Below are 22,730 nucleotides of genomic sequence, written 5' to 3'. Positions count from 1 at the left end.
TCGGAAGACCGTCCGGCAGGGGATCCCGCGGCGCCGCGATCCCGGCGCCGTCGACCCACTTCCGGCAGGGGAGTACTTTCGGCGGAGGTCGAGCAACGGCCGACTCGCCGGCCTGTGCGGCAGGACTGCGGACCCACCCGATTTCCTCCAGGGACGTGCCGGGCTGCGGGCGAAGGGCCCGCTCCCCGCGGCGATCTGCGCTCGGCAATGACATGCCGCCGGGGTCTGGGACGTCTGCACAGCAGGGTAGTCGTCGCCCGCTACAACGGACGGTCGGTACGCCTCAATCTCAGCATGTGGACGGTATCGAGGCTTGATGGCGTGCTCATGTCCTGTGCATCGCACGGTACTTGGGGTTCTCTCTGCCAGAGATCCGCGCGCGCGAGCCGCGTCGTGCGAGGCCGCGTCGTCGTCGACTCAGCGGCCGTTGAGCCGTGACCGCAGCAGCAGTAAGTGTTTTCCCAGGGGCCCCTGCGTCAGCCCAACTGCTCGTGCAGGAAGGCCACCGTGCTCTCCCATGCCCGCGCAGCCGATGCGGCGTCGTAGGTCGGCCGGTCGTCGTTGAAGAAGGCGTGACCGGCCGGGTGGACGCGAAGGTCGGCGGTGATGCCGGACTGGCTGCGGATCGCCTCACGGAGCTGGTCCAGGCTCTCCTGCGGGTTGCTCGTGTCGTGTTCTCCGTAGTGGCCGAGGACCCGCGCCTTGAGGCCGGAGAAGTCGGGCAGCTCGCCGCGGATCACGCCGTAGAACGGTACGGCGGCACTCACGCGCGGGTCGGCCGCCGCCAGTTGGAGGACGAATCCGCCGCCCATGCAGAAACCGACCGAGCCGACTGTCGTGGAGGTGACCTCGGGCAGCCCCAGCAGGTGGTCGACCGCGCCCGACAGCAGTTCCACGCCGCGCGCTACGGGCAGCTCCCGCATCATCCGGGACGCTTCCTCCCCGTCGTGCGCGACGTTCCCCCCGTAGAGGTCCGGTGCGAGCGCCACGAAGCCCTCCGCCGCCAGCCGGTCGGTGACGTCGGCGATGTGGTCGGTCAGGCCCCACCACTCCTGGATGACGATCACGCCGGGGCCCCGCCCCGAGGCCGGCAGCGCCAGATAGCCGTGCGCGGTGCCGCCGGCGCTGGGAAACGTCACGTTCTGACGGGCGGGGGCTCCGGTCGGCTTCGGCAGCTCGGACATGGTGTTCAACTCCAGCGGGGGAGGCGTCGGGTGGGCCGGCGGGGCGGCCCCGAGTCGATCTCCACACTGTCACGCGCGTGCACGGGATCGTCCTCCGGCCCGCACGAGCCGCCCCGCGGCCATTTTCTGCAGCAGGCTGTAGACCAGCACCAGCACCGGCAGCAGGCCGTGCGGCCCATCGGGCAGTGTTGTGGGACGGCTCAGAAGGGCGCGCAGTTCGCTCAGCGGCACTGCAGGCCGGCTGCGCACAGATCCAGGGACAGCCGGATCGGTGCTGTTCTGAAAGGGAATGCAAGCATTCCGGCCGGGCCGAGCCAGTGAGCGCGGCGCAGCCACTGAGCCGGGGCGGGCACTGTCGCGGCGGCCGGACAGGCGATGCCCGCCGCCCGGCCGAGATGGCTACGGAGCAGAGCGAGGGGGGACGTCGCGCTGGTCGTGGGGTGCGTCGTGGCGCTCTTCCGTCGTGGCGTCCGGGTCGAGACGGGGCGCCGATATCGCGGAGTGCGTGCGGGGGAGGAACCGCGCGAGGACGTAAAGGAGCATGCTCAGCCAGCAGATGGCGAACAGCCAGCCGCCCACGACGTCGGAGAACCAGTGAACGCCCAGGTAGACGCGGGAGAGGCCGACCAACACGGCCCAGCTGCCGATGAGCAGGAGCAAGGTCTTCTTGCACCGCGGGGCGCGGGTGAGCACCGCGAGGATGAGCAGTCCGGCGGTGACGGCGGAGGTGGTGGTGTGACCGGAGGGGAAGGACCAGCCCGAGGCGTGGGTGGCCCAGTCCGCCACCGGGGGCCGGGGGCGGGCGACCAGCGACATCACGATGAACCGCACGGCCTGCGCTGCGGCCAGACAGCCCACGCAGGCGGCGACGGTGCGGACCCGCTGCCGTGCCGTCCGTCCGAGAATGAGGCCGGCGAGGACCACCAGCGCGTACGCGGTGATTCCTGTGCCCGTGTACGTCACGCCGCGTGCCAGGGCGAGCGCCACGTCCGGGCGGTGCGCGAGCGACCAGGAGGCGAGCTTCTCGTCGCCGAACAAGGGGGCGCCGTCGTGGCCGGTCACGATCAGCGTCAGCAGTACGAACGCGACCAGGCTTCCCACCGCCGTCGAACCGGCGATGTCGCCGGTGTCGTTGCGCTTCACGGCCGAGCCCGAGGGGCATCGGCCTCGCGCGCGGGTGCGACGCCCGGGGCGGCGGACATGGGTGTGGCCCCTTTCCGTGGAGGGCGCGCACGCGGCAGGACACGTCGCCCGCGCCGAGTGCATCGCGGTAATCGTCTACACAACTGTAGACGATTGGGAGCCGGGATCGTTCCCGTATCGCCCGATGAAGATCGCTGCCGTGTCTACCGACGAAGATCGCCGCCGTGGGTTCCCGCGAAGATCGCGGCCGTGATGTCCGATGGGGATCGCTGCCGTGCGGGTCGGCGGAAATCGCTGCGGCGTCGGCTGCCGGAGATTGCCGCCGTACTCCCCGACGGAGGTCGCCACCAGGCCCTCGACGGGATGCCGTACCCTACCGTGTTACGTATAACCCTGGAGAGGTCCGATGAGACGCATCGCCCTGGTCACCCTCGTCGTCGACGACTACGACGAGGCCATCCGCCACTACACCGAAGCCCTCGGCTTCCGCCTCGTCGAGGACACCCCGAGGCCCGACGGCTCCCGCTGGGTCGTGGTCGAGCCGGGCACGGACGGCGGCGGAAGCGGGCTGCTGCTGGCCCGGGCCAAGGACGAGGCGCAGCGCGGCCGGGTCGGCGACCAGACCGGCGGACGCGTCGGCTTCTTCCTGCACACCGACGACTTCGCCCGCGACCATGCCCGGATGCGCGCCGCGGGCGTGACCTTCCTGGAGGAGCCGCGCCACGAGCCGTACGGCTCGGTCGTCGTCTTCCAGGATCTGTACGGCAACCGCTGGGACCTGCTCCAGCCCGCCGGCTGACCGGGGCTTCCCGCACCACTCCGCATCTCTCCGCACCTTCCCGACCCGAACCGACCTGCCGAGGAACACCGCACATGACCGCGCCCCGCATCGACATCGACACGATCCGCCGCCTGCCCAAGGCGGTCCTGCACGACCACCTCGACGGCGGTCTGCGCCCGGCCACCCTGGTCGAGCTCGCGGAGACGGTCGGCCACACCCTGCCCACCACGGACCCGCAGGCCCTGGCCGACTGGTACTTCGAGGCCGCCAACTCCGGTGACCTGGTGCGCTACATAGCCACCTTCGAGCACACCCTCGCGGTGATGCAGTCCCGCGAGGGCCTGCTGCGCACGGCAGAGGAGTACGTCCTCGACCTCGCCGAGGACGGAGTCGTCTACGGCGAGGTGCGGTACGCGCCCGAGCTGATGGTCAACGGCGGACTGACCCTGCCCGAGGTCGTCGAGTCCGTGCAGGAGGGCCTGGCGGCGGGCATGGCCAAGGCCGCCGCCGCGGGCACCCCGGTGCGCGTCGGCACCCTGCTGTGCGGGATGCGGATGTTCGACCGCACCCGGGAGATCGCCGACCTCGCGGTGGCGTTCCGGGACGCCGGAGTCGTCGGCTTCGACATCGCGGGCGCCGAGGACGGCTTCCCGCCCGCCGACCACCTGGCCGCGTTCGAGCACCTGCGTCGCGAGAGCGTCCCGTTCACCATCCACGCCGGTGAGGCCCACGGCCTGCCCAGCATCCACCAGGCCCTCCAGGTCTGCGGCGCCCAGCGCATCGGTCATGGCGTCCGCATCACCGAGGACATCGTGGACGGCAAGCTCGGCCGCCTCGCGGGCTGGGTCCGCGACCGCCGTATCGCCCTGGAGATGTGCCCGACCTCCAACCTCCAGACCGGCGCGGCCGACTCCATCGCCGAGCACCCCATCACCGCCCTGCGCGACCTGGGCTTCCGTGTCACCCTCAACACGGACAACCGTCTGGTGTCGGGGACGACGATGACCCGGGAGATGTCGCTGCTCGTCGAAGAGGCGGGCTGGGGCATCGAGGACCTGCGCACCGTCACGGTGAACGCGGTCAAGAGCGCGTTCATCCCCTACGACGAGCGCAAGGCCCTCATCGAGGACGTCGTGCTTCCCGGCTACGCCTGCTGAACCAGTCCGCGTACGTAGGCGGCCTGTCCGACGTGCTGGAGATCGTCGGACAGGACGCTGACCAGGCGTACGCCCAGGGTGACCGGCGGGTCCCAGCGTTCGTCCACGACCCGCTCGAAGTCCTGGGCGGCCAGCCCGCCGATGAACGCGAGGGTCCGCTCGTGAACGGCGTCGTAGTAGCCGGCCAGCAGGTCGCCCGACTCCACCCGTACCCGGGCGACCTTCGCCGAGGTGTGGCCGTACCCGGTGTCGCGCCGTGGCAGGTCGAGCCCGAAGCGCTTGGCCCAGTCGTCCGTGAGCCAGACCTGCTCGGTTCCGGCGGCGTCGGCGACATGGTCGTCCTGGACGCGGGCCAGGTGCCAGACCAGCCAGGAGATCGAGTTGGCGGTTTCGCCGGGGCGGGCGTTGAGGTCGTCCGGCGGGAGGCCGTCGACGGTGGCACGGACTTCTTCCCGGATGCGGCTGAATCCGTCGATGAGGACGTCCTTTGCAAGCATGGATCCACCATCGCGCATCGCGCCCGTGCCTGCGCCCGGAACCCCGTGCGTTGGGCCCCCCGACGTGTCCGCGACACCCGTCACAGTCACAGGCAGGCGTCCGCGATACGCGCCACGGCGACGCGCAGGGGTTCGCACACCTGCCACGGCGACGCGCAGGCGTCCCCGGCACCCGCCACGGCGACGCCCACGTGTCCGCGACCGTGAAGGGCGGCGGCAGGTGGGCCGGGTGGGCGGCGTGGGCTCAGACGCCGTCCCGGGAGGTGTCGAGGAGCGTCATCAGGGCCCGCGCCGCCGGGCTCGTGGCCTCCGGTGGCGGGAGCATGGCGACGGTCTCGTACGACGCTTCGACGGGGGCTTTGAAGGGTAGTGCGGTGAGGGCGCGGGCCTCGCGCTTGAGACCGAAGTGACGTGGAACGACGGCGATTCCGAGGCCCTCGTGGACGAGCTCCAGAAGGCTGTGGACGTCGTTGACCTCCAGCGTCACGGTCCGCTGCACGCCCGCCGCCGCGAACGCCGCGTCGGTGGTGCGCCGCGGGCCCCAGTCGGGGTGGAAGTCGACGAAGGCCTCCTCGCCCAGTTCCTCGGGCGTCACCACGGCGGCGGTGGCGAGACGGTGCTCCGGGTGGCAGAGCACGGTCATCGGCTCACCGGCCAGCGGGACCGACCGCAGGTGCTCGGAGTCGGCCCGCGTCCGCACGGCGAAGGCCAGGTCGAGACGGCCCGCCGCGACCTCCTCCGCCAGCGCTTCGGAACCCGCCTGCCGCAGCCGGATCTCCACGTCCGGATGGCGCCGCCGGAACGCGGCGAGCAGCTTGGCGCAGTGCACGCCCGCGATGCACTGTTCGGTGCCTAGGGAGAGAGTGCCGCGCAGCACGCCCTGCACGGCGGCCACGGCGTCGTGCGCCGAACGCACCTGGGCGAGGATCCGCTCCGCCTCGACGAACAGGGCACGACCGGCCTCCGTGAGGGTGACCCGGCGAGTCGTTCGGACGAACAGCGGCGCCTGGAGTTCCCGCTCCAGCGCGCGGATCGACGACGACAGGCCCGACTGCGACACCATCAGCCGCTCCGCCGCCCGGGTGAAGTGCCGGTCCTCGGCGACGGCGACGAAGTGCTGAAGATGGCGCAGTTCCATGGGGCACAAGCCTAAGGGCCGAGGTGAGGGCGTCGGTACCGATTGAGAAGCGGGACCGCTCAATGCCATCCGATCCTCCCGTTGGACCGCTGCCCACGGGCGCGCGAGAGTGGAGACCTGATTCCCCGGCCTCCCAGGAGCACGCGTTGTACACCCCGCACCCCGACCGTTACGCGGACATGCCCTACCGGCGCACCGGACGCAGCGGCCTGAAGCTCCCCGCGCTGTCGCTCGGCCTGTGGCACAACTTCGGCCCCGACCGGCCCGTGGACGTCCAGCGCGCGATCCTGCGCCGCGCCTTCGACCTCGGCGTCACGCACTTCGACCTGGCGAACAACTACGGCCCGCCGCCCGGCGCCGCCGAGTCCGCCCTCGGCGACGCCCTGAAGGCCGACTTCACGCACCACCGCGACGAGCTGATCGTCTCGACCAAGGCCGGATACCTGATGTGGCCGGGCCCGTACGGCGAATGGGGCTCGCGCAAGTACCTGCTGTCCTCGCTCGACCAGAGCCTGGGCCGGATGGGCCTCGACTACGTCGACATCTTCTACTCGCACCGCCCCGACCCGGAGACTCCCCTGGAGGAGACGATGGGCGCTCTGCACTCGGCGGTCCAGCAGGGCAAGGCGCTGTACGTCGGCGTCTCGAACTACTCGGCGGAGCAGACCCGCGAAGCCGCCCGGATCCTGGCCGAGCTCGGCACCCCGCTGCTCATCCACCAGCCGCGCTACTCGATGCTCGACCGCCGCCCCGAGGAGGAGGGCCTGCTCGACGCGCTCGACGAGCTCCAGGTGGGCTCCATCGCGTACTCGCCGCTGGAGCAGGGCCTGCTCACCGGCCGCTACCTCGACGGCATCCCGGAGGACTCGCGGGCCGCGAGCGACAGCCCGTTCCTGAGCGCGGACAAGGTCACCGAGGACCTCGTGGGCCGGCTGCGTACCCTCGACGAGCTCGCCAAGTCGCGCGGTCAGTCGCTGGCCCAGCTTGCGCTGGCCTGGGTGCTGCGCGGTGGCCGGGTCACCTCCGCGCTGATCGGCGCGAGCAGCCCGCGGCAGCTGGAGGACAGCGTCGCGGCCATCGGCAACCTGGAGTTCACCGAGGACGAGCTCGCCCGGATCGACGCGGTCGTCAAGGTGTAGGGCCTACGGCGGTCGGCGGGCCGCCAGGTGTTCGCCGAGGGCCCTGTCGCGGGGCCCGTCCGCATCAGGGGCCTCGCGGTCTGCGGCCACCGCCGCGGCCCCTCGGCAGCCTCCGGTTCGGCTCATCCGGCGGCCACCGGCCCGGCCACCTGTGCGGTCCAGGGCGCGGTCACGGGCGCGGACGTCGCTCCCGTGCCGGCCGCTAGGCGGTGAGCCGTTCCTCCAGACGTACGGTCACCGTGTCGCCCTCCTCCTTCCCGATCGCCTTGCGTACATCGGCCTTGACCGGCAGCTTGTGGGTGCCGTCGCCGAGTGCCATGAACGAGCTGCGGAAGGGTCGGCCGTCGATCGTGCCGCTGACCTTGACCAGTCCCCGGGTTCCGAAGAACGCGACGGACTCGGGCCAGACCACGTAGGTCCAGCCGCCTTTCTCCGGGCTCTTCCGCAGCACCGCCGTGAATTCCGCTTCGAGCCTGCCCGCCGTGCTCATGTGGTCCTCCCGGTCCGGTGGTCGTCCTCTTCAAGAGACCACCGCAAGCGGGAAAACTCATCGCGAGCGGTCGGGTTCCGCCTCGGCTCAGGCCGGGACGCGGTCCAGGAATCCGTGCACGCTGCGGATCCGGCCCTCGCCGTCCAGGACGATCACGTCGAATCCGGCGACGGGCGCGGAACCGTCCGTCACGTCGACCAGCTCCCAGCCGAAGCGGGCCGTGTCGTGGTGGCCGTCGACCGCGCCCAGCAGGCGGAAGGTGAAGCCGGGGAACTGCTCGTGCGCCGCCGTGATCACGGCCGCGATCTGCTCGTGCCCGCGGACGTCGGCGAGCGGGTCGGTGTACGTGCCGTCCGCGGTCCAGGCGGCGGCCACCGCTTTCGTCAGCGTGTCCCGCCCGCCCGCGTTCCAGGCCTCGAAGTAGCGGGTGACGGCGGTCTCGTAGCGGTCGGTGATCGCGGACATGGTGAACCAGCCTCCATCGAGGAACGTATTCATGGTCAGGGTCCGTATCCCGAGCCGGTGTTGCCGCTCCGGGATGCGGTAAGACCACCCTGGCGGGCGCCGCTCGAAGCGTCGATTACCTGCGGGGTAGTGCCGCGGGCCAGGAGGCCCGGGACGCGGGCGGTGCCGTTTCGGCCAAACCCGGCGGTGAATATGCCAAGAGACTGGCTGGAATCACATGGTGACAGTGTGTCAGTAGTGACGATACTCAATCAGTAGGGCAATTCAGCCACACCCGTGCACCAGCACGGTGCACTGCATATGAGCCGCAGGGAAAGTGAGGCCGGACCGGCGACGAGCGACGCCAATGGGGGAAAACGTGCACGACGAATTCCTGTGCCATGTCACCGCGTACGGCATCTGCGGCGGTCAGCGAGTCGGCGTACCCCTGGGCACCTATCGCGCGCCGACCCTCGCGCTGGCCCTGTGGTGGATGCGGGACCGGGCGGCCTGGATGGCCGAACGGCTCGATCCGCAGCCGGAGGACCCCACGTTTCCGCCCAACTCGATCGCGCCGGTGGGGGAGAGCGTTCCCGACGTTCCGACGATGTTGCGCGCCTGGTGCGGTGACTCCGAGCAACAGGAGCTGGTCGCCGAGGAGTTGGCCGCGGGAAAGCTCGTGCGCGTCTCCACCAACGACGACACCACCGAATACGAACTGCTCGCGGAATCGGTGGACGCCCTGCGCATGCACCGCACCGCCGCGGTGCTCGGCATCTCCGCCGCCTGACCTTTCGCGCGCTCCGGCCGTGGAACGCTGATCAGGCGCACATGTGGGCGAATCGTTAGAATTCTGGCATGGCAGAGAGGCAGATCGCGGCGACTGCACCCGAGCTCGTCCTCGAAACCGAGACGGGCTCGACGGTGATGAGTCCGAACCACGATTACCACGTCGGGCGCGATCCCCTGTGCGACGTCGTGATCGACGACGTCCGGGTCTCGTGGCACCACGCGGTGCTGCGGCCCCAGGCCGATCACTGGACGCTCGAGGACGAGAACAGCACGAACGGCACGTACGCCGACGGCCGGCGCGTCCACGAGTGGGGTGTCGGACCCGGCAGCGTCATCCGCTTCGGCAGTCCCGCCGACGGCCCGCGCGCCGTGCTCGTCCGCCACCCGCCACCTGCCGCGGAGCGCCCCTCGGCCGTCTCCATGCCGGCCGCCACCGGCACCTTCAGACAGCCGACCACCGTACGGCCGCTGCCCTCCCGCACGGTCCGTATCGGACGCGGCGCCGACAACGACCTGGTCATCGACGACCTGATCGTCTCCCGGAACCACGCCGAACTGCAGGCCCGGCCCGACGGGACGTACGAGATCGTCGACCTCGGCAGCCACAATGGCACGTTCCTCAACGGCCAACCGGTCGAGCGCGCCCCGGTCACACCCGGTGACATCGTCGGCATCGGGCACTCCGCGTTCTGCCTCGTCGGCGACCAGCTGCAGGAGTACGTCGACAGCGGCGAGGTCTCCCTCGACGTGCAGGACCTCACCGTCGAGGTGGACAAGGGCCGCAAGACGCTTCTGGACCAGGTGTCCTTTCCCGTCGGCGAGAAATGTCTGCTCGCCGTCGTCGGTCCGAGCGGTGCCGGAAAGTCCACGCTCCTGAACGCGCTCACCGGACAGCGGCCCGCCGACCACGGCACGGTGCTCTACGACGGCCGTGACCTGTACCGGGACTACGCCGAGCTGCGCCAGCGCATCGGCCTCGTCCCGCAGGACGACATCCTGCACGCCCAGCTGACCGTCCGGCGCGCGCTCACCTACGCCTCCGAACTGCGCTTTCCGCAGGACACGGCCAAGGGGGAGCGCCGGGCGCGGGTCGACGAGGTGATCGGCGAGCTGGGCCTGGAGCAGCGCGCCGACCAGCCCATCCACAGTCTGTCGGGCGGACAGCGCAAGCGCGTCAGCGTGGCCCTGGAGCTGCTGACCAAGCCGTCCCTGCTCTTCCTGGACGAACCGACCTCCGGTCTCGACCCGGGCATGGACCGTTCGGTCATGCACATGCTGCGCGGTCTCGCCGACGACGGCCGAACCGTCATCGTGGTCACGCACAGCGTGCTCAGCCTGGACGTCTGCGACCGGCTCCTGGTCCTCGCGCCCGGCGGCAAGGTCGCCTACTACGGGCCGCCCGACGACACCCTGGCCTTCTTCGGCTACCGGCAGTGGCCGGAGGCGTTCGAAGCCTTCGAGCGCGACACGGACCGGGCCTGGGCGGAGGAGTACCGGGACTCGCCGTTCTATCGCCAGTACATCGACAAATCCACCTCTCAGCCGAGGATGCCGGACGCGGCCACCGGGGCGCTCGTCGGACCGCCGCCCAAGGCCCAGAGCTGGGGCTCCCAGCTGCGCACCCTGGTCCGCCGCTACGCGGCAGCGCTGGGCGCCGACCGGACCTTCCTCGCGATCATGATCGCCCTGCCGTTCGTGATGGGCGCGATGGCGCGGGCGCTGGCCGGCAGCAAGCTGACCCGGGACACGGCGATGAACGCGCTGCTCATCCTGTGTGTCGGCGGTGTGCTGACCGGAGCGGCCAACGCGGTGCGGGAACTCGTCAAGGAGCGGACGATCTACCAGCGAGAACGGGCCGTCGGCCTGTCCAGATCGGCGTACCTGATGTCCAAGGTCGTCGTCCTCGGCACCATCACCGTGCTCCAGGCAATCGTGCTCACCCTGGTCGCCCTGTTCGGCGTCGATCTCAACGCCCCCGGCGGCAAAGGCGTTCTCATGCCTCCGCTCGTCGAGATCACGCTGGCGGTCGCCCTGCTCGCCTTCACCGCGATGATGCTCGGCCTCCTCGTCTCCGCCGTGGTGCGCAAGGAGGAGGTGACGATGCCGCTGCTGGTGCTGCTGGCCATCGTCCAGGTGGTGTTCTGCGGCGCCCTGCTGAAGCTGAACGGCGTGCCCGGCATCGAGCAGCTGTCCTGGCTGGTGCCCTCCCGCTGGGCCCTGGGCGCGATGGCCGGGACCATCGGCCTCTCCCGGATCGTCCCCGGCGACCTGACCGGCGACCCGCTCTTCCGGCACTCGACCGGTGTCTGGCTCCTCAACATGGGGATGCTGATCGTGCTCTCCGTCGTCTTCGGCTGGCTGGTGGCCCGGCTGCTGCGGCGGCACGAGCCCGCGGTCATGCGGAAGTAGGCGCCGATGACGAGCCCCGACTTCCGCCCGACGCATGTCGTTCCGCAGGACGGGCTGCCCGCCTGGGAGTCGCCGGACCCCTCCAGGCCCACCGTCCCCCTCGACGCGCTGCTGCCGGTCGAGCTCGTCGACCGGCTCGGGGACTGGGGGCGGGTCGTCTGCGCGAACGGCTGGTCGGCCTGGGTCGACGGCCGCCTGCTGATCGCCGTCCCGCAGGTACCGCCGGCGGCGACGCGTCCGCTCGCCCGCACGGCCGATCCGCGCCCGCTGCTGGCCCGGGTCGAGGATGCGCTCACCGACTACCGGAAGGCCGCCGAGGAACTGGCGTCCGGGAAACTCGAGGCGGAGAGCTTCCGCGCCCGGACGCAGGGCAGCCGGATCGGCGTCGTCGTCGACGGCGAGTCGCTGTGGCTGTACGACGGCGAGCACGAGCGGTGGGTGTACTGCGACGGAACGCGGCTGAGCACCTTCGCCGCCGAGCGCACCCCCGCGACCGCGCGATCCCGGACGGCTCGGGAGCCCGGGGAACAGGCCCCGGAGCGTGACCGGGGCCCGGAGCGGGAGCGGGAGCGGAACCAGGATCGAGACCTGGAACGGGAGCCGGGGCCGAGGAAGGCGCACGAGCACGAGGCGGAACCGACGCGGATCGTGACGGAAGCCGGCCCCGGCGGACCTCCCGGCGGACCTCCAAGCGGACCTCCCGGCGGACACGAGCCCACACGACTGGTCACCTTCGACGGTGACGACCGGGGCGAGGACTGATGGACGGCGCCGGGCGCCACCGGGGTGACGGCTGATGGACGAAGAATCCCAGCGCGACACCAGCCTGTTCTCGGGGCGGCCCTCCGATCTGATCGGACGGCAGATCGCGGGCTACCGGATCGAGCGGGAGATCGGCCGCGGTGGCATGGCCGTCGTCTACCAGGCCAAGGACCTGCGCCTGGACCGCACGGTCGCCCTCAAGCTGCTCGCCCCGGAACTCGCCCGCAACGACACCTTCCGCGGCCGCTTCACCCACGAGTCACGGGTGGCCGCCGCGATCGACCACCCGCACATCGTGCCCGTCTTCGAGGCGGGCGAGACGGACGGTGTCCTCTACATCGCCATGCGCTACGTCGCCGGCCGCGACCTGCGTCATCTCCTCGACCGCGAGGGGCCGTTGCCGGTCGCGGTGGCCGCCCGGATCGCCCTCCAGGTCGCCTCGGCCCTCGATGCGGCCCACGACCACGGCCTGGTGCACCGGGACGTGAAACCCGGCAACATCCTGGTCGCCCAGGGCACCGACAGCGACCATCCCGAACACGTCTATCTCACGGACTTCGGGCTGACCAAGAAGTCGCTGTCACTGACCGGGTTCACGAGCGTCGGACAGTTCGTCGGCACCCTGGACTACGTGGCGCCGGAGCAGATCTCCGGCAAGCCGGTCGACGGCCGCTGCGACGTCTACAGCCTCGGCTGTGTCGTCTACGAGACGATGGCCGGCAAGCCGCCCTTCCAGCGCGACGACGACATGGCGCTGCTGTGGGCCCACCAGTACGACCAGCCGCCGGCCCTGACCACCAAGCGGCCCGACATCCCCGACGCGGTCGACGCCGTTCTCGCGAAGGCGCTGTCCAAGAGCCCCGACGACCGGTACGACTCGTGCCTGGCCTTCGTCAGCGCGCTGCGGATCGCCGCACGCGGTCCGGTGACCGGGGGCGGCACCGGGTCGCGGACGGACGCCGAGGCCGCACCGGGGCACCCCGGGCCACCGCCGGAGCCACCCGCCTGGGCCCGGCCGGTGTTCCGGCACTGACGCGAGCGCAGCGCACCCGGCCGGCGTCAGCCGGTGGACTCGACCTCGCCCCTGCGCCGGACGCCCTTCGCGAGCAGCGCGCCGAGGAAACCGGCGACCAGTCCCCACAGCACGGCGAAGCCGAGGGCGCCCCACACCTGGGGCTTGAGGAAGAGTTCCCCCTTCAGACCGCCGCCGATGTCGCCGAGACCGAGGATCGACAGGCCGAGGTGGGCGGAGATCCGGCCGAGGAGACAGATCATGAGCACGGTCAGCGCCAGGGCGACCGCCATGTGGACGGCGTGCTGCCAGGCGCGCACCCGGGCCGGTGAGCGGGCCGCCATCAGGAACGCCGCCCCGAGCACCAGGACGGCGTCGACGACCACCAGCCACCAGATCCTGCTGTCGTAGTCGGCGAGGGTGCCGAGATTGACCGCGGAGATGTCCGGAGTGCGCAGCACCTCGTCGAGCAGATGCGGCATCGGCAGCCCGAACGGCCCGTCCACGCGCCCGTTCCAGGTGGCGCCCAGCCCGATGGTGAACGCGAGCCAGACGACGTTGGGAAGCCCGAGGAGCATCACGGCGAACGTCTCGGCCGCATGGCCGCGGGTCGCCGCCACCACCAGTCCGATGACCACGCCGAGGCCGACGCAGGTGAGCAGCAGGACCACCATGGCGTACGCGGCCGGTCGCACCGATTCCTGGAAGCGCAGCAGCCGGGCGGGAAGCGGCGCGCCGCGCGAGACCAGCAGCGCGATCACGAACACGCCCGCCAGCCACAGCACTCCGAAGACCAGGGTCTGTGCCACGGCGGCCTTGAAACCCACCTCGGGCGTTGCGCCGAACAGGTCGCCGATGGCGCCGATGGTGCCGTTCCCTAGGTCGACGGTGAAGTTCTGGCGGGCCGCGAGCGCCAGCCCGATCAGGGCGAGCAGCCACAGGACGACGAGCCGTCCGGCCCAGCCGGCCAGCTCCTTCGCCCCGGCGACGGCGCGATGCCGCAACGGCCGCAGGAATCCCGCCCCGAGCACCAGCGCCCCGGCCAGGGTCACCGACAGCGGGATCACCGTGAGGCCCGCCTTGGTCTCGGCGATGCCTCCCGCGTCCCCCGTGAACTCGATGGTGCCGCCGACCGCCGTGACGACGGTGGCCGCGACCACCCGTGGATAGGCGTTGTCCGGAAGGTCGGTGGCGCCGGACGCCCACAGACCGAGAGCGGCGACCACCCCCATGACGACCAGCCCGGCCAGTACGGCCACGAGGGCCTGGACCCAGCCGTGGCGGGTGGCCGGACGCGCACCGCTGCTGTCGACCGGCTGGGCGGACGGTGTCTGGGGACTCACGCTGCCACGCTAAGCAGCGCCGACACCATCCGCCCCTCGGGAGGGCCGACCGCGTCGGCTTGCGGGCACTGGCGGACCGAGGCACACAATGGGTTCGTTGTGGAAGAAAGCGACATAAAAGCACCTACGTGCCGCAGCGTCCCTCCATCGGGAAGAAGAGCTCGTGAGCGTCGAACCGCCGTCCTCCGGCCGCCCCACCGGACCGCCTTCGGGCCCCCTGTCGGGTCCGACCCAGCCGAGCCCCACCCAGCCCGTCGGCCGCCCGCCCGCAGGACCGCCCAGCGGCGCGTCCGGCGGGGGAAGCGGAGCCGGCGGTTCGGGAGCCGGCGGTACGGGCGGCGGTGGCACGGGTGGTGGTGGCGCGGGCGGTCCCTCCGGGCCCGGCGGAGGTGCCACCGGCCCGGGGCAACCGGGCCGGGGACCCGAACGGCCCTGGTGGCGGTCGGCGCCGCGGGTCGCGCTGATCACCGGTGTCGTGGCGGCGGCGGTGATCCTGGGCCTGGTCTTCACGAACAGCGGTGGCGGGTCCAAGAACGCCAGCAGTGAGGTCTTCCTGCAGTCCGCGGACAAGACGGGGCCCGACCCGTTCACCGAGTCGACCGCCAACGACAGTTCCACCGCGCCGCAGACCCCGGCGACGCCGGCCCAGTCGGCGCCCGCCAACGCGACCCGCGCCGTGAGCGGTAACGCTCCCGGCCTCTACGGCGGCACCCGCAACGTCGCCAGCTGCGACGTGGGCAAGCAGATCAGCGCGCTCCAGGCGGACCCGGCGAAGAACAAGGCGTTCGCCTCGGTGGAGGGCATCCAGCCGGACACCGTCCCCGCGTATCTGCGCTCCCTGACCCCCGTGCAGCTCCGCATGGACACCCGCGTCACCAACCACGGCTACCGCAACGGCGCCCCCACCAGCTACCAGGCGGTCCTCCAGGCCGGCACCGCCGTCCTCGTGGACGCCCGCGGTGTGCCCCGGGTGCGCTGCGCGTGCGGCAACCCGCTGCTCGCGCCGGTCCCGCAGAACGGCACCCCCAAGCCGACGGGCGACTCGTGGCCGTCGTACCGATCGCAGAACGTCGTGGTCGTGGCGCCCTCGACGACGATCATCAACGTGTTCGTCATCTTCGACCCGGACAACAACGAGTGGATCGCCAGGCACCGGGGCGACAACGTGCACCACGACAAGAAGACGCACCCCCCGGTGAACCCCTCGCCGTCGGTCAGTGTCTCGGGCTCCGCTTCGCCGTGCTCCTCGCCCGGCGAAAAGAACTCGGCATCCGGAAGTCCGTGCCCGTCGACCTCGACCTCGCCGTCGACCGAGAGCTCGTCACCGTCGTCGTCCTCGCCTTCCACACCGTCCTCCTCCTCGCCGTCCTCGGTGCAACCGGAGACCCCGTCGAGCGGGCCTCCGACGACGCAGTCGGCTCCGGCGTCCGGTTCGGCGTCCTCCGATCTGACGACGCAGTCGGCGGCCTCCGCCGCCTCCTCCTCCGCCTAGGCCGACGGCGTTCCGCGGATTCACCGAGAGCGGAACGCCGATCCCTTCCCGTGCGGTCCGGGGCTCCTAGGCTGAAGAGGTGAGCAACCAGATGCCGAACGAAGCCCGCGTCATTCGCCTGCGCCCGGTGGCAGCACCGGAGCGCTCCCGGACCCCGGCGGTGGCCGAGGCCCCGGCTCGGCCACCGCGGCCGCCGGTCATCGTGCCGCGCCCGGGACCGACGGCTCCCGCCGCTCCCACCGGCAAGGAGCCGTTGTGGCGCGACCTGGTCGGCGACGTCCTGCGGCGTGAGCGCCTGGCCCAGGAGCGCACGCTCAAGGACGTGGCCGACGCGGCCCGTATCTCCATGCCCTACCTCTCCGAGGTGGAGCGCGGCCGCAAGGAGGCCTCCTCCGAGGTCCTCGCGGCCGCAGCGCGCGCCCTGGGTCTCGGCCTCACCGAACTGCTGTCGCTGGCCCAGCGCGAGTTGACCCGGCACACCCGGGCCGAGTCCGTCCGGGGCCGCTCCGCCTCGACCCCGGCCTCGGCCTCCCGGTACGACGGCATGTGCCTCGCCGCCTGACTCCGACCGGCCCCGGGGCGACCCGGGGTCAGAGCACGGCGAGCCGCCGGCTCAGGATCTCGTCCGCGAGTCCGTACGCCACCGCCTCCTGCGCGGTGAAGATCTTGTCGCGGTCCATGTCCGCGCGCAGAGTGGTGACGTCGTGGTGGGTGTGCCGGGAGAGGACCTCCTCGACCTGCGAGCGGATCCGGAGCATCTCCTTGGCCTGGAGGCTGAGGTCCGACACCGTGCCCTGACGTCCGCCGCTCGCGGGCTGGCCGAGCAGCACGCGCGCGTGCTCCAGGACGAACCGCCGTCCGGGATCGCCCCCGGCCAGCAGCACCGCGGCCGTGGAGGCGGCCTGCCCGACGCAGAACGTCGAGATCGGCGCCTGCACGAAGGTCATCGTGTCGTAGATCGCCATCAGCGAAGTGAACGAGCCGCCGGGGGAGTTGATGTAGATCGCGATCTCGCTCTCCGGACTCGACGACTCCAGATGGAGGAGCTGCGCGATGACGACGTTGGCGACGCCGTCGTCGATCTCCGTGCCGAGGAAGATGATCCGCTCCGAGAGCAGCCGGCTGAAGACGTCGTACGACCGCTCGCCCTGCGGTGTCCGCTCGACGACGTTCGGAATCGTGTACGTACCCATGTCAGAGTCCCATCCGTCGCCGTGACGCGGCCGGGCGGACATCGTCGAGCGACTCCACGACCCGGTCCACCATGCCGTACTCCTTGGCCTGTTCGGCCGTGAACCAGCGGTCGCGGTCACCGTCCCGGGAGATCGTCTCCTCGCTCTGGCCGGTGTGTTCCGCGGTGATCCGTTCGATGGCCCGCTTGGTGAACTCGAGGTTCTGCGCCTGGATCTCGATGTCGGCGGTCGTGCCGCCGATGCCCGCGGAGGGCTGATGCATCATGATCCGCGCGTTCGGCAGCGCGAAGCGCTTGCCGCGCGTCCCGACGCTGAGAAGGAACTGCCCCATGCTCGCGGCGAAGCCCATCGCGAGTGTGGAGACGTCGTTGGGGATCAGCCGCATGGTGTCGTAGATGGCGAGGCCCGCGGTCACCGATCCGCCCGGACTGTTGATGTACAGGCTGATGTCCGTGCGCGCGTCCTCGGCGGACAGCAGGAGCAGTTGGGCGCACACCCGGTTCGCGGAGACCTCGTCGACCTGGGTGCCGAGGAGGACGATCCGCTGGGCCAGCAACTGCGCGGCCAGATGGTCGTCGAAGCGGGTCGCGGGAGTGTCGCCCTCCTCGGCCCGCGGTGCGCGGGCCGGATCCCAGCCGGTGATGAGGGGAGTCATGGTTCCTCCTGGTCGTGACGCGGCGGGCGTCGCCGCTGACTCCACTCTCGGCCCGGTGACGGTGCCGGACCGGAATTCTCGGCCCGCAGCAGATTCGCTGTCGGCAGAGCCGGAGAGCGGAGAGCCGGAAGGCCGGAGAGCCGGGCGCCGCCGTACCCGGACTTCCCGACCACGGCGAGGTCGACGACAGGAGGTCCGGCACCATCCCTCAGGCGATCGCCCGGAGTTGACGGAAGAACGCCCGGATGTCCGCGACCACCAGATCCGGTTCCTCCATCGCGGCGAAGTGGCCGCCCCGGTCGAACTCGGTCCAGCGGACGATGGTGTCGGCGCGTTCCGCGACATGGCGCAGCGGGACGAAGTTCTCCTCCGGAAAGACGGCGAGCGCGGTCGGGGCGGTCGACGGCTCGGGCGGCGTACCCCAATAGTTCGCGTGGGCACGCTCGTAGTAGATCCGTGCGGACGAACCGGCCGTGCCCGTCAGCCAGTACAGCATCACATTGGTGAGCAGCAGATCCCGGTCGACAGCGTCCTCGGGGCGGTCCTTCGAGTCCGTCCACTGCCTGAACTTTTCCGCGATCCAGGCGAGTTGACCGACCGGCGAGTCCGTGAGGGCGTAGGCGAGCGTCTGCGGCCGGGTCGACTGGAGCGCGGCGTAACCCGCTTCCTCGCGGTTCCAATCCTGGCCCCGCCGCCAGGATTCGAGGGTGCGCTCGCGTTCGACCGTGGTCAGCGCGGACAGTTCCTCGGCTGTCGGCTCGGTGACGGCGTACGAACCGGGCAGCAGGTTGAGGTGGACGCCGGTCACCCGGTCCGGGTGCGCGCGCCCCAGTTCACGCGAGACGGCCCCGCCCCAGTCCCCGCCCTGCGCGCCGAAGCGCCGGTAGCCGAGTCGCTCCATCAGCTCGGCGAACGCGGCGGCCACCCGGGTGAACTCCCAGCCCGTGTCCCGTGTCGGCCCCGAGAGCCCGAAGCCCGGAATGCTCGGAACGACCAGGTGAAAGGCGTCGGCCGGATCGCCGCCGTGGGCGCGTGGATCGGTCAACGGCCCGACGACATCGGTGAATTCGACGATCGACCCGGGCCAGCCGTGCGTCATGATCAGCGGGGTCGCCCCGGGTTCCGGCGAGCGGATGTGCGCGAAGTGCATTCGCGCGCCGTCGATCTCGGTGGTGAACTGCGGCCATGCGTTGAGGCGTTCCTCGGCCGCGCGCCAGTCGTAGGTGTGCCGCCAGTACCGTACGAGATCCTGGAGGTAGTCCTTGGGGACCCCGTAGGCCCAGCCCACTCCGGGCAGTTCGTCGGGCCAGCGGGTGTGGTCGAGGCGTCGGTGCAGGTCGTCCAGGTCGCTCTGCGGGAAGTGGATACGGAACGGATGGACGCCGGGGGCGTCGGTGAAGGTCATGTCCGCGGATGCTAACTCCGCGGGCGGGGCGTCCGGCAGCGGTTTGTCCCGGCGCCGGAAGCCGCGCCGACCCGGCCCTACCGGCTGGTAGGGCTTGTTCGGAAGAGCCTGCGGCGGCGGGGTGGACCCGGGGCGTCGCGGGTGAGTTCATGCGCGCGCGACAGATGAGTTTTCGGACGAGGATCAGTCGACAGAAGTGACGACGTTTTCGCCCAAGGAGGTTCGCATGTCCGCCGACGGTTTCACCACCTGTCTGTGGTTCGACGGCCAGGCCGAGGAGGCCGCCCACTACTACGTCTCGATCTTCAAGAACTCCAGGCTCGGCAGGGTCGGCCGCTACACCGAGGCGGGCCCGGGCCCCGCCGGTTCGGTGCTGGCCGTCGAGTTCGTGGCCAACGGCCAGAAGTTCGTCGCGCTGAACGGAGGCCCGCAGTTCACGTTCGACGAGGCGATCTCGTTCCAGATCGACTGCGCCGACCAGGACGAGGTGGACCACTTCTGGAACAGGTTCGTCGAGGACGGCGGCGCGGCGGGTCCCTGCGGCTGGGTCAAGGACAAGTACGGACTGTCGTGGCAGGTCGTGCCCTCCCGGCTCATCGACCTGGTCAGCGACCCGGACCCCCAGAAGGCGGCCCGCACGACCCAGGCGATGCTCCAGATGTCGAAGCTGGACATCGCGGCCCTGGAGAGGGCGTACGCGGGGGAGTAGCCGACGGGCACCGTGCGGCAACGCGGACCGCACGCCGGGCGCAGGGCACGGCGCCGGGACGGCGTACGGTCCGCCCGCGGGCGGTGGGGGAGGGGTGCGTGGCCGGATGTCCTCGGGACCGGTGGCGGCGGTGCGGCGGCGCCGTACCGGCGCCCGCAGAATGGCCTTCCACGGCCCAAGGGGAGGATCACTCATGTCGCGCCACCACGAGCTGAAGTACCGCACGGTCACGGCGTTCCAGCGGCGTATCGGCAACCCCCTCCTCAGGCGACTGCCGGTGCAGACGCTCATCGAGACCACCGGACGCGCCTCGGGTCTACCGCGCCGGACACCGATCGGAGGCCGACTGGTCGGGCGGCAGTTCTGGTTCGTCTCCGAGTACGGCGACCGCTCGCAGTACGTGCGCAACATCCTGGCCGATCCGAGGGTTCGGGTCCGCGTCAAGGGGCGCTGGTACAGCGGCACCGCCCATGTGCTGCACGGGGACGACGCCCGCGCCCGGCTGAAGACTCTGCCCCGGTTCAACAGCGCCGCCGTCCGCATGGTCGGCGCCTCCCTCACCACCGTGCGCGTCGACCTCACCGACTGAACGCGTCGGTCGCACCCGACCGAACCGACCCGGCCGCGGAACAGGTCCTGAGCGTTCCTCAGGCCGGGTGGTTCCGGGGGTGGATCCGGGCCGCGAGTACCGCCACGTCGTCCTCCGCGTGCCGGGCGTCGAGCTTGACGAGCACCTCGTCGAGCAGGTCGTCGACCCCGGCACCCGGCGGCAGACGCAGCCCGGCCAACCGTGCCAGCGACTCGTCGATGTCCTCGTGGCGGCGTTCCACGAGTCCGTCGGTGAACATCACCAGGGTGTCGTCGGGGGAGAGTCTGCGGACCACCTGCTCGTAGCCGCCCACCCCCGTGCCCAGCGGCGGACCGACCGGCAGTGGCAGCAGCTCGCCGGAGCCGTCCCCGGCGAACACCACCGGAGGCAGATGCCCGGCGCCCGCGATCACCGCGACGCCGCGCGCCGGATCGACGCGGACGAGCAGACAGGTGGCCGGACGCCGGGTGCCCTCCTCGGCGACCGCCGCGTCCAGACGGCGCAGCACCCGATGGGGCGGCAGATCCGTGGAGGCGACATAGCGCAGCATCGAGCGGTACGCGTTCATGTCCACCGCAGCGTCCAGGCCGTGGCCCATCACGTCGCCGACGACCAGCAGGGTCCGCCCGAAGTGCAGCCGCACGGTCTCGAACCAGTCCCCGCCCACCAGGGTCCCGCCCCCGGCCGGCAGATAACGGGTGGCGAGGTCGAGGTTCGGATGTGGCCGGCCCGGTTCGGCCAGCAGCGCACGCTGCAGATCCAGGACCGTACCGCGGACGGTCTCGTGCTTCCGGGAGTGGCCGAGGTGCACGGCCGCGAGGCGCGCCGCGTAGTGCGTGCCCGATGTGTCGGCGTCCGTGAACGGTGCTCCCTGCCGGACGGCGAGCAGCACCCCGTACAGGCGTCCGTGCGCGAGCAGCGGCACGGTCAGGACCTGCCGGGGTATGCGGCCGGACAGGTCGATCGAGGCGGCGATCGGATGCCCCTCGTCGAGCGCCCGGACGGACAGCGGGCGCGGACCGCCCGACGGGGTGAGCAGGTGGGTGCGGCCGGCGGTGGCGACGCGGAAGAAGTCCGGGTCCGGGGAGTGACGGTCGGCCGCGACGTCCCTCGGCAGCAGGTCCACCGCGGCGGACTCGCAGAAGTGCCGGCAGACGAACGCCACGAGTTCCTCGCAGGTGGTGCGCTCGTCGAGTGTCGTGCCGATCGACTCGATGGCGTCCTCCAGGGCGTCGGACGGCGACCCCGCACCCGCTGTGTCGTCACCGCCCCGGCCCGCCATCGCACCTCCACCGCAGCACCCGCGTGGGTCCATCCACGCATGGGGTCGGCGCGCCCGCATGCTCAGCTATTCGGCGGGCGGTCGTTCACCAGCACCGCCGCCCCGTCGAAGCGGCCCGCCTTGAGATCCCGCAGGGCCTGCGGCGCTTGTTCCAGCGGATAGGCGTGCGTCGTGGCGCGGATGCCGTGGCGGGCCGCGAGGGCCAGGAAGTCCCTGCCGTCCTCACGCGTGTTGGAGGTGACGCTGCGCAGTTCCTTCTCGTAGAACAGGTCACTCTCGTAGCGCAGCGGCGGGACGTCGCTCAGATGGATGCCCGCGACCGACAGGACGCCGCCGCGGTCCAGTGCCCGCAGGGCGACCGGGACCAGATCGCCGACCGGCGCGAACAGGATCGCGCTGTCCAGGGGCTCGGGCGGCTCGTCGTAGGCCCCGCGGGCGGACGCGGCCCCCAGGTCGAGTGCCAGCTGTCGCGCGGCCGGATCCCGCGTCAGTACGTGCACGGTGGCGCCCTCGGCGAGCGCGAGCTGTGCGCAGAGGTGGGCGCTGCCGCCGAAGCCGTACAGGCCGAGCCGGCCGCCCCGGGGCAGCGCGGCCCTGCGCAGCGCCCGGTAGCCGATGATGCCCGCGCACAGCAGTGGCGCCAGGGCGATGTCGTCCACGCCGTCCGGCAGCCGGTAGGCGAAGGCGGCCGGCACCGTCGTGTACTCCGCGTAACCGCCGTCCGCGTCCCAGCCGGTGTACTCGGACGCCGGGCAGAGGTTCTCGGCCCCTCGTACGCAGTAGCCGCAGGTGCCGTCCGTGCGGCGCAGCCAGGCGACCCCCACCCGGTCACCGTGGGCGAAGCCGCTCACGGCTCCGCCGGTCCCCGCCACCACGCCGACGACCTCGTGGCCGGGCGTCACCCCGCGGCGGTGCACGGGCAGGTCGCCCTCACTGACATGCAGATCGGTGCGGCACACCCCGCAGGCGCGGACATGCACCAGGAGCTCGTCGGGTCCGGGCGTCGGCACCGGTCTCTCGACGAGCCGCAGCGGCTCCCCCTCGATCGGCCCCGGCTCGGACACTTCCCACGCCCGCATCATCCCGTACCCCGTCCCGTCGACGGCCAGGTCGG

The 22,730-nt window shown here is 71.4% G+C and carries 24 protein-coding genes; 11 read left to right on the top strand and 13 right to left on the bottom strand.

Going from position 1 to position 22,730, the window contains the following annotated elements; all coding sequences use genetic code 11:
- Window positions 1-476: 476 nt before the first annotated feature.
- From ACZ4N5_RS37805 to ACZ4N5_RS37795, 3 genes are all read right to left on the bottom strand, one after another.
- Window positions 477-1,184: a dienelactone hydrolase family protein gene (locus ACZ4N5_RS37805; protein WP_467761537.1), complete on the bottom strand. Its 708-nt coding sequence runs from the start codon at window positions 1,182-1,184 to the stop codon at window positions 477-479.
- A 69-nt stretch (window positions 1,185-1,253) separates the two neighbouring features.
- Window positions 1,254-1,415 carry a hypothetical protein gene (locus ACZ4N5_RS37800; RefSeq protein WP_467761536.1) on the bottom strand — a complete coding sequence of 54 codons (162 nt, stop codon included), beginning with the start codon at window positions 1,413-1,415 and terminating at the stop codon, window positions 1,254-1,256.
- Window positions 1,416-1,583: 168 nt separating this feature from the next.
- Window positions 1,584-2,327, bottom strand: a complete 744-nt coding sequence (locus ACZ4N5_RS37795; RefSeq protein WP_467761535.1) for a phosphatase PAP2 family protein — start codon at window positions 2,325-2,327, stop codon at window positions 1,584-1,586.
- 406 nt (window positions 2,328-2,733) lie between these two features.
- Between ACZ4N5_RS37795 and ACZ4N5_RS37790 the strand changes: the two genes are divergently transcribed.
- Window positions 2,734-3,126, top strand: coding sequence for a VOC family protein (locus ACZ4N5_RS37790; protein ID WP_261707466.1), 393 nt, complete (start codon window positions 2,734-2,736; stop codon window positions 3,124-3,126).
- Between the two features lie 74 nt (window positions 3,127-3,200).
- Window positions 3,201-4,265: an adenosine deaminase gene (locus ACZ4N5_RS37785; RefSeq protein WP_467761534.1), complete on the top strand. Its 1,065-nt coding sequence runs from the start codon at window positions 3,201-3,203 to the stop codon at window positions 4,263-4,265.
- Here ACZ4N5_RS37785 and ACZ4N5_RS37780 read toward each other — a convergent pair.
- Together ACZ4N5_RS37780 and ACZ4N5_RS37775 are read right to left on the bottom strand one after the other, a co-directional pair.
- A complete protein-coding gene (locus tag ACZ4N5_RS37780) occupies window positions 4,253-4,762 on the bottom strand; it encodes a mycothiol transferase (RefSeq protein ID WP_467761533.1) in 510 nt (169 codons plus the stop codon). The two genes, ACZ4N5_RS37785 and ACZ4N5_RS37780, sit on opposite strands and share 13 nt — an antisense overlap.
- Before the next feature lie 244 nt (window positions 4,763-5,006).
- Window positions 5,007-5,900 carry a LysR family transcriptional regulator gene (locus ACZ4N5_RS37775; protein ID WP_467761532.1) on the bottom strand — a complete coding sequence of 298 codons (894 nt, stop codon included), beginning with the start codon at window positions 5,898-5,900 and terminating at the stop codon, window positions 5,007-5,009.
- Window positions 5,901-6,046: 146 nt separating this feature from the next.
- Here ACZ4N5_RS37775 and mgrA point away from each other — a divergent pair, with 146 nt between their 5' ends.
- Entirely contained in the window at window positions 6,047-7,039 is a 993-nt protein-coding gene (gene mgrA, locus ACZ4N5_RS37770) for an L-glyceraldehyde 3-phosphate reductase (RefSeq protein WP_467761531.1), read from the top strand.
- A gap of 202 nt (window positions 7,040-7,241) precedes the next feature.
- On the opposite strand, the gene ACZ4N5_RS37765 is transcribed toward mgrA, so the two are convergent.
- Both ACZ4N5_RS37765 and ACZ4N5_RS37760 read right to left on the bottom strand, forming a co-directional pair.
- Window positions 7,242-7,529, bottom strand: a complete 288-nt coding sequence (locus ACZ4N5_RS37765) for a DUF1905 domain-containing protein (RefSeq protein ID WP_467761530.1) — start codon at window positions 7,527-7,529, stop codon at window positions 7,242-7,244.
- Between the two features lie 87 nt (window positions 7,530-7,616).
- Window positions 7,617-7,994 (bottom strand): nuclear transport factor 2 family protein, encoded by a 378-nt coding sequence (locus ACZ4N5_RS37760; RefSeq protein ID WP_467761564.1) that lies wholly within the window; start codon window positions 7,992-7,994, stop codon window positions 7,617-7,619.
- Between the two features lie 358 nt (window positions 7,995-8,352).
- On the opposite strand from ACZ4N5_RS37760, the gene ACZ4N5_RS37755 reads away from it, so the two are divergent.
- From ACZ4N5_RS37755 to ACZ4N5_RS37740, 4 genes are all read left to right on the top strand, one after another.
- Window positions 8,353-8,763, top strand: coding sequence for a hypothetical protein (locus tag ACZ4N5_RS37755; RefSeq protein WP_328557338.1), 411 nt, complete (start codon window positions 8,353-8,355; stop codon window positions 8,761-8,763).
- 68 nt (window positions 8,764-8,831) lie between these two features.
- On the top strand, window positions 8,832-11,174 hold the full coding sequence (locus ACZ4N5_RS37750; RefSeq protein ID WP_467761529.1) for an ABC transporter ATP-binding protein/permease: 2,343 nt from the start codon (window positions 8,832-8,834) through the stop codon (window positions 11,172-11,174).
- Window positions 11,175-11,180: 6 nt separating this feature from the next.
- On the top strand, window positions 11,181-11,936 hold the full coding sequence (locus ACZ4N5_RS37745; RefSeq protein ID WP_467761528.1) for a hypothetical protein: 756 nt from the start codon (window positions 11,181-11,183) through the stop codon (window positions 11,934-11,936).
- Window positions 11,937-11,970: 34 nt separating this feature from the next.
- Window positions 11,971-12,969 (top strand): serine/threonine-protein kinase, encoded by a 999-nt coding sequence (locus ACZ4N5_RS37740; RefSeq protein WP_467761527.1) that lies wholly within the window; start codon window positions 11,971-11,973, stop codon window positions 12,967-12,969.
- Window positions 12,970-12,995: 26 nt separating this feature from the next.
- Here ACZ4N5_RS37740 and ACZ4N5_RS37735 read toward each other — a convergent pair whose 3' ends face one another.
- Window positions 12,996-14,291, bottom strand: coding sequence for a streptophobe family protein (locus ACZ4N5_RS37735; protein ID WP_467761526.1), 1,296 nt, complete (start codon window positions 14,289-14,291; stop codon window positions 12,996-12,998).
- Between the two features lie 163 nt (window positions 14,292-14,454).
- Between ACZ4N5_RS37735 and ACZ4N5_RS37730 the strand changes: the two genes are divergently transcribed.
- Both ACZ4N5_RS37730 and ACZ4N5_RS37725 read left to right on the top strand, forming a co-directional pair.
- Entirely contained in the window at window positions 14,455-15,783 is a 1,329-nt protein-coding gene (locus tag ACZ4N5_RS37730) for a DUF6777 domain-containing protein (RefSeq protein WP_467761525.1), read from the top strand.
- 79 nt (window positions 15,784-15,862) lie between these two features.
- A complete protein-coding gene (locus ACZ4N5_RS37725; protein WP_467761524.1) occupies window positions 15,863-16,345 on the top strand; it encodes a helix-turn-helix domain-containing protein in 483 nt (160 codons plus the stop codon).
- Between the two features lie 28 nt (window positions 16,346-16,373).
- On the opposite strand, the gene ACZ4N5_RS37720 is transcribed toward ACZ4N5_RS37725, so the two are convergent.
- The 3 genes from ACZ4N5_RS37720 to ACZ4N5_RS37710 form a co-directional block, all read right to left on the bottom strand.
- Entirely contained in the window at window positions 16,374-16,976 is a 603-nt protein-coding gene (locus ACZ4N5_RS37720; RefSeq protein WP_467761523.1) for a ClpP family protease, read from the bottom strand.
- A gap of 1 nt (window position 16,977) precedes the next feature.
- Window positions 16,978-17,631 (bottom strand): ATP-dependent Clp protease proteolytic subunit, encoded by a 654-nt coding sequence (locus ACZ4N5_RS37715; protein ID WP_467761522.1) that lies wholly within the window; start codon window positions 17,629-17,631, stop codon window positions 16,978-16,980.
- A gap of 208 nt (window positions 17,632-17,839) precedes the next feature.
- Entirely contained in the window at window positions 17,840-19,036 is a 1,197-nt protein-coding gene (locus ACZ4N5_RS37710) for an epoxide hydrolase family protein (RefSeq protein ID WP_467761521.1), read from the bottom strand.
- A 226-nt stretch (window positions 19,037-19,262) separates the two neighbouring features.
- On the opposite strand from ACZ4N5_RS37710, the gene ACZ4N5_RS37705 reads away from it, so the two are divergent.
- Both ACZ4N5_RS37705 and ACZ4N5_RS37700 read left to right on the top strand, forming a co-directional pair.
- Window positions 19,263-19,745: a VOC family protein gene (locus ACZ4N5_RS37705; protein WP_467761520.1), complete on the top strand. Its 483-nt coding sequence runs from the start codon at window positions 19,263-19,265 to the stop codon at window positions 19,743-19,745.
- Window positions 19,746-19,938: 193 nt separating this feature from the next.
- The gene (locus ACZ4N5_RS37700; RefSeq protein ID WP_467761519.1) at window positions 19,939-20,334 is read left to right on the top strand and encodes a nitroreductase/quinone reductase family protein; all 396 of its coding nucleotides are present in this window, start codon (window positions 19,939-19,941) and stop codon (window positions 20,332-20,334) included.
- Window positions 20,335-20,392: 58 nt separating this feature from the next.
- Here the strand turns inward: ACZ4N5_RS37700 and ACZ4N5_RS37695 are convergent, their stop codons facing one another.
- On the bottom strand, window positions 20,393-21,616 hold the full coding sequence (locus ACZ4N5_RS37695; RefSeq protein WP_467761518.1) for a PP2C family protein-serine/threonine phosphatase: 1,224 nt from the start codon (window positions 21,614-21,616) through the stop codon (window positions 20,393-20,395).
- 62 nt (window positions 21,617-21,678) lie between these two features.
- Window positions 21,679-22,695: a zinc-binding alcohol dehydrogenase family protein gene (locus tag ACZ4N5_RS37690; protein ID WP_467761563.1), complete on the bottom strand. Its 1,017-nt coding sequence runs from the start codon at window positions 22,693-22,695 to the stop codon at window positions 21,679-21,681.
- Window positions 22,696-22,730 lie beyond the last annotated feature (35 nt).

The organism is Streptomyces sp. NPDC026500 (assembly GCF_055567635.1).
The sequence above is the reverse complement of the archived record's forward strand: the minus strand, read 5'-3'. Positions and strand labels throughout refer to the sequence as shown.